This window comes from Polaribacter sp. P097 (assembly GCF_036864555.1).
Classification (GTDB): Bacteria; Bacteroidota; Bacteroidia; order Flavobacteriales; family Flavobacteriaceae; genus Polaribacter.
This window is the reverse complement of the sequence record NZ_JAZETJ010000002.1, coordinates 347,478-366,895: the sequence shown is the minus strand read 5'-3', so window position 1 is coordinate 366,895 and position 19,418 is coordinate 347,478. Positions and strand designations below refer to the sequence as shown.

The 19,418-nt window shown below is 33.0% G+C and carries 14 protein-coding genes; all 14 read left to right on the top strand.

Features of this window, described 5'->3' with window-relative positions; translation table 11 throughout:
* The first annotated feature begins 165 nt into the window (after positions 1-165).
* Positions 166-2,274: a Piwi domain-containing protein gene (locus V7R38_RS08835; RefSeq protein WP_334057674.1), complete on the top strand. Its 2,109-nt coding sequence runs from the start codon at positions 166-168 to the stop codon at positions 2,272-2,274.
* Between the two features lie 46 nt (positions 2,275-2,320).
* Entirely contained in the window at positions 2,321-2,638 is a 318-nt protein-coding gene (locus V7R38_RS08830) for a DUF6660 family protein (protein WP_334057672.1), read from the top strand.
* Positions 2,639-2,691: 53 nt separating this feature from the next.
* Positions 2,692-4,878, top strand: coding sequence for a TonB-dependent receptor (locus V7R38_RS08825; protein WP_334057670.1), 2,187 nt, complete (start codon positions 2,692-2,694; stop codon positions 4,876-4,878).
* 2 nt (positions 4,879-4,880) lie between these two features.
* Entirely contained in the window at positions 4,881-5,294 is a 414-nt protein-coding gene (locus V7R38_RS08820; RefSeq protein WP_334057668.1) for a Fur family transcriptional regulator, read from the top strand.
* Between the two features lie 56 nt (positions 5,295-5,350).
* Positions 5,351-5,713 carry a DUF3703 domain-containing protein gene (locus V7R38_RS08815; RefSeq protein ID WP_334058651.1) on the top strand — a complete coding sequence of 121 codons (363 nt, stop codon included), beginning with the start codon at positions 5,351-5,353 and terminating at the stop codon, positions 5,711-5,713.
* Positions 5,710-7,662: a heavy metal translocating P-type ATPase gene (locus tag V7R38_RS08810; protein ID WP_334057666.1), complete on the top strand. Its 1,953-nt coding sequence runs from the start codon at positions 5,710-5,712 to the stop codon at positions 7,660-7,662. Before V7R38_RS08815 ends, V7R38_RS08810 begins: the two co-directional genes overlap by 4 nt.
* Before the next feature lie 72 nt (positions 7,663-7,734).
* Positions 7,735-8,151 carry an HYC_CC_PP family protein gene (locus tag V7R38_RS08805; protein WP_334057664.1) on the top strand — a complete coding sequence of 139 codons (417 nt, stop codon included), beginning with the start codon at positions 7,735-7,737 and terminating at the stop codon, positions 8,149-8,151.
* A 108-nt stretch (positions 8,152-8,259) separates the two neighbouring features.
* Positions 8,260-11,982 carry an efflux RND transporter permease subunit gene (locus tag V7R38_RS08800; protein WP_334057662.1) on the top strand — a complete coding sequence of 1,241 codons (3,723 nt, stop codon included), beginning with the start codon at positions 8,260-8,262 and terminating at the stop codon, positions 11,980-11,982.
* The gene (locus V7R38_RS08795; protein WP_334057660.1) at positions 11,979-13,217 is read left to right on the top strand and encodes a TolC family protein; all 1,239 of its coding nucleotides are present in this window, start codon (positions 11,979-11,981) and stop codon (positions 13,215-13,217) included. Before V7R38_RS08800 ends, V7R38_RS08795 begins: the two co-directional genes overlap by 4 nt.
* An 86-nt stretch (positions 13,218-13,303) precedes the next feature.
* Positions 13,304-15,805, top strand: coding sequence for a heavy metal translocating P-type ATPase (locus tag V7R38_RS08790; RefSeq protein WP_334057658.1), 2,502 nt, complete (start codon positions 13,304-13,306; stop codon positions 15,803-15,805).
* A gap of 44 nt (positions 15,806-15,849) precedes the next feature.
* On the top strand, positions 15,850-16,410 hold the full coding sequence (locus V7R38_RS08785) for a DUF2911 domain-containing protein (protein ID WP_334057655.1): 561 nt from the start codon (positions 15,850-15,852) through the stop codon (positions 16,408-16,410).
* A gap of 3 nt (positions 16,411-16,413) precedes the next feature.
* The gene (locus tag V7R38_RS08780; protein WP_334057653.1) at positions 16,414-17,130 is read left to right on the top strand and encodes a PepSY domain-containing protein; all 717 of its coding nucleotides are present in this window, start codon (positions 16,414-16,416) and stop codon (positions 17,128-17,130) included.
* 17 nt (positions 17,131-17,147) lie between these two features.
* Entirely contained in the window at positions 17,148-17,639 is a 492-nt protein-coding gene (locus V7R38_RS08775; RefSeq protein WP_334057651.1) for a DUF305 domain-containing protein, read from the top strand.
* On the top strand, positions 17,629-19,407 hold the full coding sequence (locus tag V7R38_RS08770; RefSeq protein WP_334057649.1) for an efflux RND transporter periplasmic adaptor subunit: 1,779 nt from the start codon (positions 17,629-17,631) through the stop codon (positions 19,405-19,407). Before V7R38_RS08775 ends, V7R38_RS08770 begins: the two co-directional genes overlap by 11 nt.
* Positions 19,408-19,418 lie beyond the last annotated feature (11 nt).

Genomic DNA, 19,418 nt, shown 5'->3' with positions numbered 1-19,418 from the left:
CATAAGCTATATTTTCATTAAAACAATCAAGTGTTAATAAATCATTATGAAATAAGCAGGTATTATTCTTTCTTTTAATTCCCTTTTTCTTAGTTTTATAATAAATTTTTTATTTAAAGGGATTATGCTATGTCCTTTTATAAATAATAATGAAAAAGAAAATAAATGAGAGAACACTTAAAAACGAATGTCTTAACATTCGATTGGCCCAAAAAAACACCTACTTTCTATTTTACAATTAATGAATTAAAGGATTCTCACCCCATACACAAATCTAAATTTTCAAAGCAAATTTGTAATGCTTTTAAAGATATTGGCATTAATAATTTAGACCAAATCTACACCACTTTTATAATAAAAACATCAAATAGCATAGGTGTAAAAATCAACTTAACAGATTATAAAGAATTAAGCATCTACAAGCAATTTCTAAAACATCAAATAAGAAATTATTGTAAAGAACAAGGTTTTATAGTTACTAAAAACTTTGTGAGAAACATACAGGTTTGGCTACCAACAAAAGCAGTATCCAAAGATTACACTTTATACCTAAAATTTGCTTTTAAATTACAATTTGCAAAATTAACAGAGCTTCCAGAAATGATAATTTCATATGATGGTACTTCTAAAGTACTCAATACATCAGTACAAGAAATTGAGGATACAGAGGATGTTAAGAAATGTATCTATAAAAACAAGATCATTAACTATCAAATGCCTTTAGATACACCAGAAAAAGAAGAAGCTTTTAATCAAATAGACTTTAATAATGCTTATCCTATTTTCAATCTTCAACTCGCTAAACAATTAAACCTAACTTTAGAAGAAGTTAATAGACCCAAAAACAAATACCAAACCTATACAAAGCTCATTAACAAATTTGCAAATAAATATTTGTTTACAAATGCCTTTAAAGTAATAATACCGATAAAAAAAGAGGAATTTATAGATGTTCCATTAAACAGAATCAATCATATAGATGCTAATGTAGGTTTATTAGAATTTGGTAAAGATAGTTATGGTAATAAAAAAACACATTTAGTGCCTAAACAGGCAATGAACTTCTTAACACCTTACAGAAGACCCGTCAAACCAAACATAAAAATTTTCTTTATTTGCCACACTTCTCATAAAGATTTTGTGAAAGATTTCTACACTAATTTTATGAAAGGTGTAAATACAGAAAAAAACTATTACAAAGGTTTTGAGGCTTATGTAAACGTAAAAGCTTCATCTTCTAAAGAGCATTTTATAGAGTATACCAATCTAAACCATCCATTGCCTGAAATTATTGAAAAATTAGGAAGTTTTAATTTCAATCACGACACTACAAAATATGCGGCTTTTTACATAAGTCCTTTCGATAAATACACACCAAATACAGAAGACAAAGAAATATATGTAAACATCAAAGAACTATTTTTAAAAGAAGGTATTGTTACTCAAGTGGTCGATTATCAAAAAATGGTTGGCAACATTCAAAATCAATATACGTTTCAATTCTCTTTACAAAATATGGCATTGGCTTTACACGCTAAATTAGGAGGTAAACCTTGGAAACTTGCTGTAACTGATAAAAAGGAATTAGTAATTGGTGTAGGTGCGTTTACAAATCAATCAGAAAACATACAATACATTGCAAGTGCCTTTAGTTTTCAAAACAATGGCTTATTTAGAAACTTTGAATATTTCAGTAAATCAGAGTCAAAACTATTAGCTGGTAGTATTTTAACTGCCATTAGAGATTTTACTTCAGTAGCACAAGCAGACAAAGTAGTTATTCATTTTTACAAAGAAATGAAATACGAAGACGTAAAACCAATTATAGAGGGGATGAACAAATTAAACCTTAAAATTCCGCTATACATTTTAAACATTAACAAAACAGAATCTCAAGACATTATTGCCTACGATTTAAATTGGGGCGATAAATTAATGCCATTAAGTGGTACATATATCAGAATTGCAGTAAATCAATTCCTTTTATTTAACAACGTACGCTATTCAAATAGCTACAAATATTCAGATACAGAAGGCTACCCCTTCCCTATTAAAATAAGTATTTCAAGTCCTGATAGTGACGCATTTGATGATGCAGATATTGTGCTAGAATTACTAACACAGGTATATCAATTCAGTAGATTGTATTGGAAATCTTTAAGACAACAAAATGTACCCATTACCATAAAATATCCAGAAATGGTAGCACAATTAGCACCTCGTTTTCAAGCTCCTATTAAAGATCACGCTAAAGATAAATTATGGTTTTTGTAGCACATTTGCACAATCATTGCATAAGTATTTGTCTATCTTTGTAACAGTGAAAAATGTTACAATTATATTATCATTATTAATACTATTGCTTTCGGCAAAGCCTTGTTCTGATGGTCAAAATTTAGAAGACCAGCATCAAGATGAAATAAGTATGAACCACAATCACCAAGAAGATAGTGATGACACCTGTCCAAGTATGTGTATTTGTAATTGTTGTGGTATGTCAATAACTTATGAGCCTTTAGCAACATTTGAGTTATTAACTTTCAATAAAATTTCTACAAAATTAATATCTACTTATCAGTCTATTTATAGATTTGATTTCCAATCTAATATTTGGCAACCACCAAGAGTAATAAGCTAAATTATTACGGTTTATAAAATCAATTATTTAGTTAATATTACAATTAAAATTCAATGAATAAATACTTATTGAGCATAAAGCTCATATTAATACTTTGCCTATCTTTAAAGGCACAAACAAAAGATATACAAATAAAAGTAATTACAGCAGAAGAAAACGAGCCTTTAATGGGTGCTACTGTTTACTTTGAAACATTAGAAAAAGGAGCAGTAACAAATTTTGATGGTATTGCAGAATTTACAAAAATCCCAGAGGGTCAGCATCAAATAATCATTTCATTTTTAGGTTTTGAATCATTCGAGACTTCAATTCAAATTCCAAGTAATACAGCGTTAGTCTTTAAATTAAAAGAAGGAGCTAATCAATTAGAAACTATTGTAGTGCAATCTACTAGAAGTACAAGAACGGTTAAAAAAATACCAACACGTATTGAATTTATAGGTGCAGAAGAATTAGGAGAAAAAGCAATAATGAACCCTACTAATATTTCTATGGTGCTTCGTGAAAGTACAGGAATACAAATGCAACAAACCTCATTAAGTAGTGGTAATACCAATATTCGTATTCAAGGTTTAGATGGAAGGTACACTCAACTTTTAAGAGATGGTTTTCCATTATATGGTGGTTTCTCAAGTGGGTTAAGTATTTTACAAATCCCACCTTTAGACCTACAACAATTTGAAATTATTAAAGGAAGTTCATCAACACTTTATGGTGGTGGTGCAATTGCAGGTTTAATAAATATGGTATCCAAAACGCCAGATTATGAACCTGCTCTAGATATAATGCTCACGCAAACACAAGCATTAGGAAGTACAGCCAATGTATTTTATAGCAAACGAACTGATAAATTCGGTGTGTCACTTTATGGCTCTGCTCATTACCAAAAAGCATACGACCCTGAAGGTGATGGGTTTAGTAACTTACCAAAAACAACTTCAATTTCTTTTAATCCTAAACTTTTTTATTATCCATCTGAGAATACAACCGTTTGGTTAGGTTTAAATGGTACATATGACGATAGAATTGGTGGTGATCTTAATAAAATTGAAAGTGGTGAAGATGGTATTCATCAATACACAGAAGAAAACAACTCAAAACGAGTAAGCAGTCAATTAGTATATCAAACGCAATTAGATGCTGTTAGTTCATTAGAGTTTAAAAATAGTGTCTCTTTTTTCGATAGGAATTTAACAGTTCCTGATTTTAATTTTGATGGCAAACAAACAAATACGTTTACTGAAATTACATATAATACAGCATCAGAAAAAACGGATTGGATAATTGGAGCTAATCTTTATACCTCAAATTTTGATGAAAATGATAACGCACCATTACAGAGAGACCAAAAAGATGTCACCTTTGGCGCATTTGCAAATAATATCTACGACATATCGGATAATTGGATATTAGAAACAGGATTAAGAGCAGATTACAATACTGATTTCGGTTTCTTTCCACTTCCAAGAATTTCATTACTCTATAAAAACAATAGTGGCTTTTCAAGTAGAATTGGTGGAGGTTTAGGGTATAAGATTCCAGATATTTTTACAGAAGAAGCAGAATATATTAACTTTGAAAATGTGCTTGCAATAGATAAGTCTACAGTAAATGCAGAACGTTCTTATGGTGTTAATTTTGATTTGAATTATCAAACGCGACTATCTGATGAGATTGGTTTTTCTATAAATCAATTATTCTACGTGACTGCTATTAATGATGGCTTGCTTTTAAATTCAACAGATAACGGATTGTTTCAGTTTGAAAATGCAACAGATGAAATCTTAAGTAAAGGAGCAGAAACAAATATAAAATTTACATATAAAGACTTTAGGTGGTTTTTAAACTATGCGCTTATTGATACCAAACTAAATTATTTACCTGGCAATCCACAGAAGCCATTAACAGCAAAACATAACGCAGGTAGTGTTTTGATGTACGAATCTGAAAAATGGCGAATAGGATATGAAACGTTTTATACTGGCAAACAGTTTTTATCTAATGGAACAGAAACTACAGACTTTGTAACTATGGGTTTATTGGTAATGCGTAACTTTAAATTAGGAAGTGTATTTGTAAATTTTGAAAATTTTACTGATAGAAGACAAAGCAGGTTTTCACCTTTGGTTTTACCACCGCACGAAAATCCTGTTTTCCCAGAAATATATGCGCCAACAGATGGTTTTATATTTAGTGTAGGACTTATTATTAAACCATTTGGTAACGAAGACCACGATTAATTATGAAAACAATAGAACAACTTTTAGAATCTAAAAATATTCGTATTACAGCGATGCGTTTGTTAATTTATAAGTTTCTTGCTGAAAAAAAGGTAGCAGTTACTTTGAGTGATATAGAAAATGCTTTTGAAAAAGCTGATCGTACAACACTTTACAGAACTATTAAAACTTTTGAAGAAAAAGATATAGTACATCAAATAGACGATGGTACAGGAATTACGAAATATGCGCTATGCGAAGAGGGATGTAATTGTGATATAAAAAATGATTTGCATTTACATTTTCATTGTAATAATTGTAATGAAACAACTTGTTTAACCGACCATAAAATTCCGCAAATAAAAGTGCCTGATGGCTTTGTTTCAGAGAATGTAAACTTGGTTGTAAAAGGTATTTGTGATAAATGTAGTAGATAACAAATGCACTTCCATTGCACTTACTATTGTACTACTTTTACACAAAATTAATGGATATGAAGTTTAATACTAAAATACCTATACGTCTGAAACAGGCGTATAACGAAGAATTAAAACTATACAGTTTCTGTTTAGAAAATAAGCATTTTGGCAATGCTTGGTATCATTTAGAACGCAGTCATATCATGGGTCAATCTTATCCAATAGAACATACCTATTCACATTGGTTAATGCTAAAATTTGGCTTTAGACAAAAAGATACTAAAGAAGTAATAGGTCAAATGATTAGGCTTATTGTTGGTGGTTGGAAATCATTTATAAATCACGTTCCACTTGGTAATACAGGTGGAGCAAACGTGCCACCATTAAAACAAATGCCTATTCCCAATGACATTGAAAAATTATTAAATATTAAATGAAAAAAAAGAACGTTAATTTAAGAGATTTAAAACCAAATTCAGAAGAACAACATTCTCACGATGATGGTCACGACCACGGAAATGGAAGTGCATTCAAAACATACATTCCTGCTATTATAAGTTTTGTTATGTTAATGGTAGGTATCGCTGTAGATTATTTTGATGCGATTCCTCAATTTGAAGGATGGATTCGAGTAGTTTGGTACACTTTAGCATATATTCCTGTTGGGTTTCCAGTTATCAAAGAAGGTTGGGAAAGCATTAAAAAAGGCGATTTCTTTACAGAATTCTTTTTAATGTCTATCGCCACAATTGGTGCATTTGTTATTGGTGAATATCCAGAGGGTGTTGCTGTTATGTTGTTCTATGCAGTAGGAGAATTATTTCAAAGTGCTGCTGTAAATCGTGCAAAAGGAAATATAAAAGCATTATTAGATGTTAGACCTAAAGAAGCTAATGTTTTTCGTAATGGTGATTATAATAGTGTGTCGCCAGAAAATGTAAATATTGGTGAAAAAATTCAAATTAGAGTAGGTGAAAAAATCCCATTAGATGGTAAGTTGTTATCCTCAAAAGCATCATTAAATACGGCAGCTTTAACAGGTGAAAGTAAACCAGATACAATCGTTAGTAATGAAAAAGTATATGCAGGTAGTATTAATTTAGAAAGCGTAATTGAAGTTGAGGTAACCAATAAGTTTGAAGACAGTTCTATTGCGAGAATATTAGACTTGGTTCAAAATGCTACAGCTCGTAAGTCTAAAACAGAATTATTCATCAGACAGTTTGCTCGTATTTACACACCAATTGTTGTGTTTTTGGCTATTGGCGTGATATTCATTCCTTACTTTTTTGTAGAGGATTATGTATTTAGAGATTGGTTATACAGAGCATTAATTTTCTTGGTAATATCTTGTCCTTGTGCGTTGGTAATTTCCATTCCATTAGGTTATTTTGGTGGATTAGGAGCAGCTTCAAAAAACGGCATATTATTCAAAGGAGCTTCTTTTTTAGATGCTATGACCAAGATAAATACTTTGGTAATGGACAAAACAGGAACCGTTACTAAAGGTGTATTTAAAATCAAAGAGGTGAAAGCATTCGGTTGGAATGAAGCCGAATTTATGCAATACCTAATGGCAATGGAAGAACAATCCACGCATCCAATTGCTAAAGCCATTTTAGAATACAAAGCAGAAGGAGAGGATTTTGAAGCAAAAGAAGTTTCTGAAATTGCAGGTAAAGGATTAAAAGGCATTGTTAATGGTAAAATAATTTTAGTAGGAAATAAAGCCTTAATGACTGCGAATAATATAAATGTTCCATCTGAAACGGAATCTATTGTAGAATCGATAGTATTAGTTGCAATCGATAATCAATTTGCAGGTTATGTAGTCATAGCAGATGAATTAAAGGAAGATGCAAAAGAAACTATAACAGAATTACACAAAGTAGGCATTAAAAAAATTATGATGCTTTCCGGTGATAAAGATTCCATTGCCCAACAAGTTGCAAAAGAACTAAATATTGAAAATGCTAAAGGTGGTTTACTACCAGAAGATAAATTAAACGAAGTTGAGATTTTAAAGTCGAATCCTGAAAATAAAGTAGCTTTTATAGGTGATGGTATTAATGATGCGCCTGTTTTAGCAGTAAGTAACGTTGGTATTGCAATGGGTGGTTTAGGTAGTGATGTCGCAATAGAAACCGCAGACGTTATTATTCAAACAGACCAACCTTCAAAAGTTGTTAGAGCCATTAAAATAAGTCGTTCTACACGAAAAATAGTTTGGCAGAATATCATTTTAGCTTTTGGTGTTAAAGTTATTGTCTTAATATTAGGAGCAGGTGGTTTAGCCACAATGTGGGAAGCAGTTTTTGCAGATGTAGGAGTAGCATTATTAGCAATTTTAAACGCAGTCAGATTACAACGAATGACTTGGGATTAAGCAGATTAATCAATTAAACTTCTGTTAAACAAAATCAATAGTCGTTAAAATTTTATACATTTGCAAATAGATATGAAGCAATTTTCCCATAAAATAATGGCATTAGTAATGGCTTTTGTAGTGTTATTCTCTACAACTTCATTTGCTATCACAGAACATTATTGTGGTGATACTCTTATGGATACTTCTATTTTTTCAAAAGCAAGTTCCTGTGGTATGGAAATGGAATCTAAATCTACTGTTGAAGGTTGTTCTATTGCCAAAGAGAATTGTTGTACTGAACAACAAATTTTAAAAAGTGCTCAAGATGAAATGCAAACTTCAACTGATAAAATATCATTTGAACAAAAGCTTTTTATTGCTTCATTCATTTATACTTATACAAACCTATTCGAAGGTTTAGATAAAAATGTATCTTCTTTTGAAGAATACGCACCTCCTGTCGTCACAATTCAAATCTACAAGATTGACGAGAGTTATTTAATCTGATTTTAAACAATATACAGTATTGTCCTATAACTAAACAGTTATAAGGATAATTTGTTGTAATCGGTGTTTTTTTAACGCCTTTGTCTAATTGTTTAATTATCAAGATAAATGATAAATAATAGTATCAAATTTTTAATAGAAAACAAACTCGTAGCAGTGCTGCTACTCGTTCTTTTTGTAGGATGGGGAACGGTTAATGCACCATTTAATTGGGATACAGGTTTCTTACCAAGTGATCCAGTTGCTGTAGATGCAATACCAGATATAGGTGAAAACCAACAAATTGTATTTACAAAGTGGGATGGTCGTTCACCACAAGATATTGAAGACCAAATTACCTACCCATTAACTACTTCATTATTGGGTATTCCAGGTGTCAAAACTATACGTAGTTCTTCTATGTTTGGCTTTTCAAGCATCTATATCATTTTTGAAGAAGATGTTGAGTTTTATTGGAGTCGAAGTAGAATCCTAGAAAAACTAAATTCATTACCTAGTGGATTATTGCCTAACGATGTAAATCCAGCATTGGGTCCAGATGCCACAGGATTAGGTCAAATATATTGGTACACTTTAGAAGGTAGAGATGAAAAAGGAAATGTTACTGGTGGTTGGGATTTACACGAACTAAGAAGTATTCAAGATTACTATGTTAAATATGCCTTGTCTTCAGCAAGTGGTGTTTCTGAGGTGGCCTCAATTGGTGGTTATGTTCAAGAATATCAAGTGGATGTGAATCCAGAATTAATGCGTCAGTATAATATTGGATTGCATCACGTTGTAAATGCAGTTAAGGAAAGCAATAAGGATATTGGAGCACAGACTTTGGAAATTAACCAAGCCGAATATCTAGTACGTGGTTTGGGGTATGTAAAATCCATTGTAGATATTGAAAATGCAGTAGTCACTTCCGAAGACTACACAGCAATAAAAATAAAGGATATTGGTAAAGTTTCATTAGGTCCTGCAACAAGACGTGGATTATTAGATAAAGAAGGCGCAGAGGTTGTTGGTGCTGTTGTGGTAGCTCGTTATGGTGCAAACCCAATGGAAGTCATTAATAACGTAAAAGAAAAAATTAATGAATTAAGTGCTGGATTACCTTCAAAAGTATTAGCGGATGGTAGAACCTCACAAGTTACCATAGTTCCTTTTTATGACAGAACAGAACTGATACAAGAAACATTAGGAACACTTAATGAAGCCTTAACGCTAGAAATATTGATTACCATTTTAGTAATAATTCTTATGGTGTTTAACCTTCGAGCTTCCGTACTAATTTCTGGACTGTTACCTGTTGCAGTTTTAATGGTATTTATTGCGATGAAACTCTTTGGCGTCGATGCTAATATTGTCGCATTATCTGGTATTGCAATTGCTATCGGAACAATGGTCGATGTTGGTGTTATACTATCAGAAAATATCATTCGGCATTTAGACGAGAATCGTTCCCACGAAAGTGGGAATCTCATCCCAATTAACACAGTAGTTTACAACGCAACAGCCGAAGTTTCTGGTGCAATCGTAACCGCAGTAATGACTACAATTATAAGTTTCATTCCTGTATTTACAATGATTGGCGCTGAAGGAAAACTATTCAGACCATTAGCATTCACAAAAACCTTTGCATTAACAGCTTCAATAATTGTAGCATTGTTTTTAATTCCACCTTTTGCAGCGTTTTTATTCAGAAAGAAAAGCATAAAAACGCATTTTAAATATGCTTTAAATGGCGTTTTAATAGTATTAGGGATAATAGCAATAATCTATGGTTATTGGTTAGGATTAATATTGATAGCTTTTGGAATTACAGCAGGTCTCAATCTTCAAAATAAGATAACAGACAAGCAAGCAAATCTTATCAATATTATTATTTCAGCATCAGCAATAGTATTCTTGTTAGCAGAATATTGGAGACCATTAGGAGTGGATAAAAGCATTTTCTGGAATCTTATTTTCGTTAGTATTATTTGCTTTGGTTTATTAAGTGTTTTCTCATTATTCATAAAATACTACACACGCATTTTAAGGTGGTGTTTAAATAATAAATTGCTCTTTTTGTCTGTCCCAACAGCTATTGTAATTGCAGGTGTTTTCATTATGAAAAATACAGGCAAAGAATTTATGCCATCGTTAAATGAAGGTTCTTTTTTATTAATGCCAACTTCGATGCCACACTCTGGTGTAGAAGAAAACAAGCGTGTTTTACAACAGTTAGATATGGCAGTAGCCAGTATTCCAGAGATTGAAACCGTAGTTGGTAAAGCAGGTAGAACAGAATCAGCTTTAGACCCAGCACCACTATCAATGTATGAAAACATCATTCAGTACAAACCAGAATATATGCTGAATGAAAACAGAGAACGCCAACGCTACAAAGTCAATGATGATGGTATGTATAAATTGAAAGATGGCCGATTCATCGCAAATCCAAATACTATTGAAAATGTCACCTTGAGCGCAGTTGAAAGGTCTCAACTCATTCCTGACGATGATGGCGAGTTCTACCGTAATTGGCGACCAGAAATACAATCTCCAGACGATATTTGGAATGAAATTGTAAGAGTCACCAAATTGCCAGGTGTTACCTCTGCACCAAAACTACAACCTATTGAAACCCGATTGGTAATGCTTCAAACAGGTATGCGAGCACCAATGGGAATTAAAGTTAAAGGTCAAGACCTAAAACAAATTGAAGCGTTTGGTGTGCAATTAGAAAACATCATCAAAGAAGCTAAAGGGGTTAAAAAGGAAGCTGTTTTTGCAGACCGTATCGTAGGGAAACCCTATTTGTTAATTGATATTGATAGAGAAAAAATTGCACGTTATGGTATTTCAATACAAGATGTACAAGATGTACTTAAAGTTGCAGTTGGCGGAATGGTATTAACCCAAACCGTTGAAGGTCGAGAACGATATGGTGTACGCGTGCGTTATCCAAGAGAATTACGAGCAAACCCAACAGACTTACAACAGATTTATGTACCAGTTGAAAAGGGTAGTCCTGTGCCATTAAGCGAATTGGCAAACATTCGCTATGAACAAGGTCCACAAGTCATTAAAAGTGAAGATACTTTTTTAGTAGGCTATGTCTTGTTCGATAAATTGGATGGTTATGCGGAAGTCAATGTGGTTGAAAATGCACAAGCCTTGATTCAAGAAAAAATAGATAATGGCGAATTAGTAGTACCAAAAGGTATTAATTATCAATTCACAGGAACATACGAAAATCAGTTGCGAGCCGAAAAAACCTTGTCGGTTGTTGTGCCTTTAGCATTAGCAATTATTTTCTTAATTCTGTATTTCCAATTCCGTTCTGTAGTTACGTCCTTAATGGTATTCACAGGTATCGCAGTAGCGTTTGCAGGTGGTTTTATAATGATTTGGCTCTATGGTCAAGGTTGGTTTTTAAACTTCAATGTCGCTGGCGAAAATATGCGAGACTTATTCCAGATGCATCCTATTAATTTAAGTGTAGCAGTTTGGGTTGGATTTATTGCGCTCTTCGGTATTGCAACAGATGATGGTGTAGTAATGGCAACCTATTTAACGCAAACTTTTGATAGAAATACACCAGAGAATAAAAAGGAAATTAGAGCATCCATAGTGGAAGCAGGAGAAAAACGTATCAGACCCTGTTTAATGACTACAGCTACAACCATTTTAGCATTATTACCAGTATTAACCTCTACAGGTCGAGGAAGCGATATAATGATACCTATGGCAATACCAAGTTTTGGAGGAATGCTTATAGCCTTAATAACCTTATTTGTAGTCCCAGTTTTATATTGCTGGAAAGCCGAATTTCAACTTAAAAGAACTGTAAAATGAAACAGATAATATCACACATTAAAACAGTCTCTATTCTTTGTTCGTTATTCTTTGTTCTCAAAGGAAATGCACAACAATTGGAAACACTTATAGATGAAGCCTTAACAAACAATCCCTCAATTCAAAAGTTTGAGTTACAATACAAAAGAACTTATGAAAAAGTAAACGAAGTCAATACCATTCCTAATACTGAATTCGGTGTAGGATATTTTGTGAGTGAACCAGAAACTAGAACAGGAGCACAACGCTTTAAAGTATCTGTTAAACAAATGTTACCGTGGTTTGGTACCATTACTTTTCGAGAAAATTATGTGAATTCTTTAGCGGATGCTAAATACGAAGACATTGTTATCGTAAAGCGAAAACTATTGGCTTCGGTATCACAATCCTATTACAATTTGTATGCTAACCAATCAAAACAAAAGGTATTAACTGAAAATATTAACCTTTTAAATACTTACGAAACACTAGCTTTAACATCAGTTGAAGTTGGTAAAGCATCCGCAGTAGATGTATTACGATTGCAAATGCGCCAAAACGAAATGCAACAATTAAAAGATGTTTTAAGTCAACAATTTTTAGCAGAACAAACTAACTTCAATAATCTATTGAATCGAGAAAATGATGTTGAGGTCAATGTGGTAGATAGTTTAATGATACCTTCTGAAGACTTTGATATTACTACTGAGAATCTAGAATTACATCCTGAATTAATAAAATATGATAAACTATATCAATCCATAGAGCAATCAGAATTATTGAATCAAAAAGAAAGCAGTCCAATGATTGGTTTTGGTTTAGATTATATCAATGTTGCTGAAAGACCAAATATGGATTTCAGCGATAACGGAAAGGATATTGTAATGCCAATGGTTTCGGTATCTATCCCTATTTTTAATACAAAATATAAATCCCAGACCAAACAAAATGAGTTACAACAGAAGGAAATTACCGCTCAAAAACAGGAACGTTTAAATGCATTAGAAACGCTTTTAGACAAAGCCATTAATGAACGTATTTCAGCAAGAATAAGTTTTGCTACCCAAACCAAAAATCTAAAGCAAGCCAAGGATGCAGAAGACATTTTAATCAAAAGCTATGAAACAGGAACGATTGATTTTAATGATGTTTTGGATATTCAAGAGTTGCAATTAAAATTTCAAATCAATCAAATAGAGTCTATTAAAAACTACTATTTGCAGTCAACAATAATTAATTATTTAACACAGCAATAATGAAATGAGTGGATGTATTATTATAAAACTATTCAAGATTTTTATAAACGAATTACATCTGACCATTAAAAAATAGATAACAACAGATGAAACATACATATCACATACACGGAATGACTTGCAACGGTTGTCGTAGTCATGTGGAAGAAACGCTCTCTAAAGTAGAAGGTGTTTTAAAAGCAACGGTCAATTTAGAAAAGGCTGAAGCTACCATAGAAATGGAATCGCATATTCCTATAGAAAAGTTTCAAGAAGCCTTAAAAAAGGATGGTGACAGATATAGTATTCATAAACAAGGTGAACAGCATCAGCATTCCGTAGCCAAAAAGAAAGAACAACCCAAAGGTAAAGGTACAGGCACATTTTATTGTCCTATGCATTGCGAAGGCGATAAAACTTATGATGTATCACGCGATTGTCCTGTTTGCGGAATGGATTTGGTGGAAGAACAAAATCTATCAGCAACTTCAAAGGAACAATGGACGTGTTCTATGCATCCAGAAATTATCAAAGACGAAGCAGGTTCGTGTCCTATTTGTGGTATGGATTTAGTACCAATGGAAGTAAATAGATCAGCAGAGGAAAAAACGTATAAGAAGCTATTAAAGAAATTTCGGATAGCATCTGTATTCACATTACCCATTTTCGTAATTGCTATGAGCGAAATGCTCAATAACAATCCATTGTATGATATAATGGAACAGAAAAATTGGAACTGGATTCAATTTGCATTATCCATCCCAGTTGTCTTTTACGCTACGTGGATGTTCTTTGAGCGTGCTTATAGAAGCATAAAAACGTGGAATCTCAATATGTTTACACTCATTGGTATCGGCGCAGGTGTGGCTTGGTTGTTTAGCGTAATTGGTATGCTATTTCCAGATGTATTTCCTGAACAATTTAAAACTGAATCAGGCGCAGTTCACGTCTATTTTGAAGCAACAACAGTTATTCTAACGTTAGTGCTTTTAGGTCAGTTGTTAGAAGCTCGCGCGCATAGTAAAACCAATTCGGCTGTAAAAGAGTTACTAAAATTAGCACCTAATAAAGCCATTAAAATAGTTGATGGTGAAGAAGTTGAGGTCAGTATTGACGAGATAGAATTAAATGATATTCTAAAAGTGAAACCAGGAGATAAAATTCCTGTGGATGGTGTGATAACTGAAGGCAAAACAACTATTGACGAATCTATGATAACAGGAGAACCCATTCCTGTAAACAAATCTCAAGAGGATAAAGTAAGTAGCGGAACAATAAATGGCAATCAATCCTTTTTAATGAAAGCTGAAAAAGTTGGTGGTGACACCCTTTTATCACAAATCATTCATATGGTGAATGATGCCAGTAGAAGCCGTGCACCTATTCAAAATTTAGCAGATAGAGTTTCGGGTTACTTCGTGCCAGTTGTGGTTCTTATTTCTATTATCACATTTATTGTATGGTCTATTTGGGGGCCAGAACCAGTTTATGTGTATGCTTTTGTAAATGCAATTGCTGTACTAATCATTGCGTGTCCTTGTGCTTTAGGTTTGGCAACACCAATGTCTGTAATGGTTGGTGTAGGTAAAGGTGCTCAAAATGGAGTATTGATTAAAAATGCTGAAGCCCTTGAAAAGATGGATAAGGTAAATACGCTTATCGTTGACAAGACAGGAACAATTACAGAAGGAAAACCAACAGTTGAAACCGTTGGTGCTTTTAATGATACTTTAAGCGAAAAAGAAGTGTTACAATACATCGTTTCATTAAATACCAATAGCGAACATCCTTTAGCAGAAGCCACAATTGAATATGGTAAAGAACATAACACAGAAATTTTAAAGGCCGAAGATTTTAGTGCAGTCACAGGTAAAGGTGTTGAAGCTAAAATTGATGGTAAACAAGTAGCATTAGGTAACCCTAAAATGATGGAATATGCCAAAGCAGATATTACTTCTAAAATGAGAGACGAAGCTAAATCTTACCAAAAACAAGGTAAAACAGTTTCTTATTTGTCAATAGAGGAAACCGTTGTTGGGTATGTAGTTATAAGAGATAAAATAAAAGAAACGAGTGCCAAAGCGATTAAAGCACTTCAAGATAAAGGCATCGATGTTATAATGCTTACAGGCGATAATCAAGATACAGCACAGGCAGTAGCATCAGAACTTAATCTAGCAGATTTTAAAGCCAGTATGCTACCAGAAGATAAACTCAAAGAAGTAGAAAAACTGCAAGAAAAAGGAAAAGTAGTTGCTATGGCAGGTGATGGAATTAATGATGCACCAGCATTGGCTAAAAGCGATATTGGTATTGCTATGGGTACAGGAACAGACGTAGCGATAGAAAGTGCGATGATAACACTCGTAAAAGGTGATTTACATGGTATTGTAAAAGCAAGAAATTTAAGTGTTTCAGTAATGAAAAACATTAAGCAAAACCTGTTTTTTGCACTTATCTACAACACAATAGGTTTACCCATTGCAGCAGGTGTTTTGTTCCCATTTTTCGGAATATTACTCTCGCCAATGATAGCAGCTTTAGCAATGAGTTTTAGCTCTGTTTCGGTAATAGCAAACGCATTAAGATTAAGAACAATAAAAGTATAACTATAAATAAAAAACTAATGAAAAATCTAACCCTATTAATTGTCATGATGCTTACAATAGTGAGTTGCAAAAATGAAAAATCAAGTACGGTAAAGCTAAAACATGATCATAACAAAGCAACTGAAAAAGTAGAAGAGCCAAAGAAAAAACCGTTAAGTCCACATACTGAAACGATGGCAATGATAGGTGATGCCCATATTCATATTGATTATTCTTCACCAGGAGTAAGAGACCGAATCATTTTTGGTGGTTTAGTTGGTTATGACCAAGTATGGCAAGCTGGCGCTCATATGGCTACATGGTTAGAAACCAATAAAGATTTAATCATTAATGGAGAAACGCTTCCTAAAGGGAAATATGGGTTTTTTACAATTCCATCAAAAGGAGACTGGTCTGTGATGATTAATAAAAACTGGGAGCAACATGGTAAAGATGAGTATAACGAAAAAGATGATGTTATTCGATTTAAAATTACACCAACATTATCAGAGGAAATCACAGAACATTTAGAGTATGAGGTCAACAAAATAAATGATAAAAGTGGCACTATTTCGATGGCTTGGGAAAAAGTTAAACTCGAATTTCCTTTTGCAATTAAAAAATAGAAAATGGTAAAAAGGCATACAGCTTTAAAAATTAGAAAAACCCACAGGTATTTGGGGCTATTTTTAGGAATTCAATTCCTATTTTGGACCATTAGTGGTTTATACTTCAGTTGGACAGACATCGATGAAATACACGGCGATCAATTTAAAAATTTGGAGTATCAACCCAAAGCGTTTAATAATTTAATAAGTCCTTCAAAACTTAGTATAGCTGAAGGTGTAAATACTATAGAATTAAGGGATATTGGCAATTCACCTTACTATTGGATTAATAAAAACAAGTTGTATAATGCTTTAGATGGTGTGCCAAAAAATAGTATTACGCAAGATGAGGCACTCTATATTGCCAAAAACCATATGAAAAGTGGTTTAGAGGTAGAATCTGTTGAACAAATTACTAAAACTGGGAAACATCACGAGTATCGAGAAAAACTACTACCTGCTTATGTTATCTCATATAAAACCGATGAAGCTCTAAAAGCCTATGTTTCTGTAAACGATGGTAAATTTCAAACCGTAAGACATCGTTCTTGGCGTTGGTTTGATTTTTTATGGATGACACATACTATGGACTACGAAGGCAGAGACAATTTTAATACCCTTGTTTTGAGAGCCTTTTCACTTTTAGGGTTACTAACCGTATTAAGCGGTTTCTTATTGTGGTTTACCTCTTCACCTTCAATTAGAAAAATATTTAAAAACAGAAAAAGTAAAGTTTAATTATAAAATCAAAAATTATGAAAACAAATAAGCATACAAACAACGATAAAGGAAAGAGCAATTACACAAAATTCTTTCTAATGCTTGGTGCATCTTTTATAGCAATGTATATCACCATGTACCTAAATACTTATGAATTTGACCATGTATATTTTAGCTTAACACGCTTTTATATGGTTTGTCTGGGTATTTCTACTATGGCATTGATTATGTTTTTCTTCATGAAAAACATGTACACCAATAAAAAGAAAAACTTGGGTATTGTTATTGGCAGCATAGTTCTTTTTCTTAGTGCTTTAGGACTAGTTCGCGACCAGAAATCTACAGTTGACGATGTCCTTTGGATGAAAGCAATGATACCACATCATTCTATCGCTATTTTAACAAGTGAAAGAGCAGATATTCAAGACCCAGAAGTTAAAAAATTAGCAGAAGACATTATTAAAGCACAAAAGAAGGAAATAGAAGAAATGAAAGCAATGATAAAACGATTAGAGAATGAAAAATAATAAAATAGTCATATACGCAGGTTTACTGGTAGTAGGCGTGGTATTGGGGTGGTTGCTTTTTGGTGGCTCATCAAATAAAGAAACAGACCATAATCACAATGCGGTTGCAGAAACCAATCAAATGTGGACGTGTTCTATGCATCCACAGATTATAAAACCAGAACCAGGTGATTGTCCTATTTGTGGTATGGATTTAATTCCTGCGGAAAGTAGTGCAGATGGTTTATTAGCAGACCAATTCAAATTGACTGAAAACGCTATGGCTTTAGCTAATATTCAAACAACTACTGTTGGTAAAGGCAATGTTGAAGGCAATACTATCAAATTATCTGGTAAAATTGCTGAAAACGAAGAAGCCAATGCAGTGCAGGTAAGTTATTTCGCTGGAAGAATTGAAAGTTTGAATGTGAGTTTTACAGGCGAAGAAGTTAGTAAAGGTCAATTATTGGCAACCATTTATTCGCCAGAACTCTATGCAGCACAACAAGAATTAATTACAGCAGCATCTTTAAAAGCATCGCAACCGGCTTTGTACAAAGCAGTTCGTAATAAACTGAAATTATGGAAGCTCTCTGAAAATCAAATCAATCAGATAGAAGAAACCCAAAAAGTGAAAGAAAACTTTCCTGTTTATGCAACCGTTTCAGGAACTGTTACCGAAAAACTGGTGGAGCAAGGTGATTATATCAAACAAGGACAACCCTTATTAAAAATTGCCAATCTCAACACAGTTTGGGGAAACTTTGATGTGTATGAAAATCAGATTGACCGCTTTAAAAAAGGACAGGAAGTGATGATAACAACCAATGCTTATCCTAATAAAGAGTTTAAAGGTAAAGTTGATTTCATAGACCCAGTTTTAAACACGAAAACAAGAACTGTAACCTTACGTGTTGTTTTAAGCAATAAGGACGATGTATTTAAACCAGGAATGTTTGTAACCGCAAATATTGAAGGCAGTAAAGCTAAAAATGATGAAGTATTATCAATTCCTGCATCTTCTGTATTATGGACAGGTGAACGTTCTGTGGTGTACCTTAAAACAAATCCAGACCAACCTATTTTTGAAATGCGTGAAATTAAATTAGGCAATCAAATTGGTAATGAATATGAAGTTGTAGAAGGCTTATTTGTTGGAAATGAAATAGTGACTAACGGAACATTTACGGTTGATGCAGCAGCACAATTACAAGGCAAAAAGTCTATGATGAATAAAGATGGTGGTAAAGTAATGACTGGACACGAAGGTCATTTAGGAATGGATAACAATTCATCAAATAAAGAAATTGACCACACCAATATGAATGAACGTTTGGAAGTATCAGAGAAATTTCAACAACAGTTAAATAGTGTTTACAATGAGTATATCAATTTAAAAGATGCTTTAGTAAAAGAAGATTCAAAAAGCACTTCAACAAGCGCATCAACTTTACTAAAGAATTTAACCAAAGTAGATATGAAATTGTTATCAGATAATAAGGCGCATAACCATTGGATGTCATTAGAAGACGAAATAAAATCTTCTGCAACTTCAATTTCTGAAACGTCCGATATAAAATCACAAAGAGACCATTTTAAACATTTATCATCACATCTAATCAATGCTGTACAATTGTTTGGCGTAAATGAAAAAGTCTATTTAGAATTTTGTCCAATGGCTGATAATAACAAGGGGGCGTTTTGGTTGAGCAAAGAAGAAAAAGTAATCAATCCATATTTTGGCGAAGAAATGCTAACCTGTGGTGAAGTAAAACAAGTAATAGAATAATAAATCAAGTA

Excerpts from the sequence above, each read along its gene's own strand:
- V7R38_RS08800 (WP_334057662.1), top strand. The coding sequence starts at position 8,260 with ATGATAAATAATAGTATCAAATTTTTAATAGAAAACAAACTCGTAGCA.
- V7R38_RS08785 (WP_334057655.1), top strand. The coding sequence starts at position 15,850 with ATGATGCTTACAATAGTGAGTTGCAAAAATGAAAAATCAAGTACGGTA.
- V7R38_RS08815 (WP_334058651.1), top strand. The coding sequence starts at position 5,351 with ATGAAGTTTAATACTAAAATACCTATACGTCTGAAACAGGCGTATAAC.
- V7R38_RS08810 (WP_334057666.1), top strand. The coding sequence starts at position 5,710 with ATGAAAAAAAAGAACGTTAATTTAAGAGATTTAAAACCAAATTCAGAA.
- V7R38_RS08825 (WP_334057670.1), top strand. The coding sequence starts at position 2,692 with ATGAATAAATACTTATTGAGCATAAAGCTCATATTAATACTTTGCCTA.
- V7R38_RS08790 (WP_334057658.1), top strand. The coding sequence starts at position 13,304 with ATGAAACATACATATCACATACACGGAATGACTTGCAACGGTTGTCGT.
- V7R38_RS08835 (WP_334057674.1), top strand. The coding sequence starts at position 166 with ATGAGAGAACACTTAAAAACGAATGTCTTAACATTCGATTGGCCCAAA.
- V7R38_RS08805 (WP_334057664.1), top strand. The coding sequence starts at position 7,735 with ATGAAGCAATTTTCCCATAAAATAATGGCATTAGTAATGGCTTTTGTA.
- V7R38_RS08795 (WP_334057660.1), top strand. The coding sequence starts at position 11,979 with ATGAAACAGATAATATCACACATTAAAACAGTCTCTATTCTTTGTTCG.
- V7R38_RS08770 (WP_334057649.1), top strand. The coding sequence starts at position 17,629 with ATGAAAAATAATAAAATAGTCATATACGCAGGTTTACTGGTAGTAGGC.
- V7R38_RS08780 (WP_334057653.1), top strand. The coding sequence starts at position 16,414 with ATGGTAAAAAGGCATACAGCTTTAAAAATTAGAAAAACCCACAGGTAT.
- V7R38_RS08775 (WP_334057651.1), top strand. The coding sequence starts at position 17,148 with ATGAAAACAAATAAGCATACAAACAACGATAAAGGAAAGAGCAATTAC.
- V7R38_RS08820 (WP_334057668.1), top strand. The coding sequence starts at position 4,881 with ATGAAAACAATAGAACAACTTTTAGAATCTAAAAATATTCGTATTACA.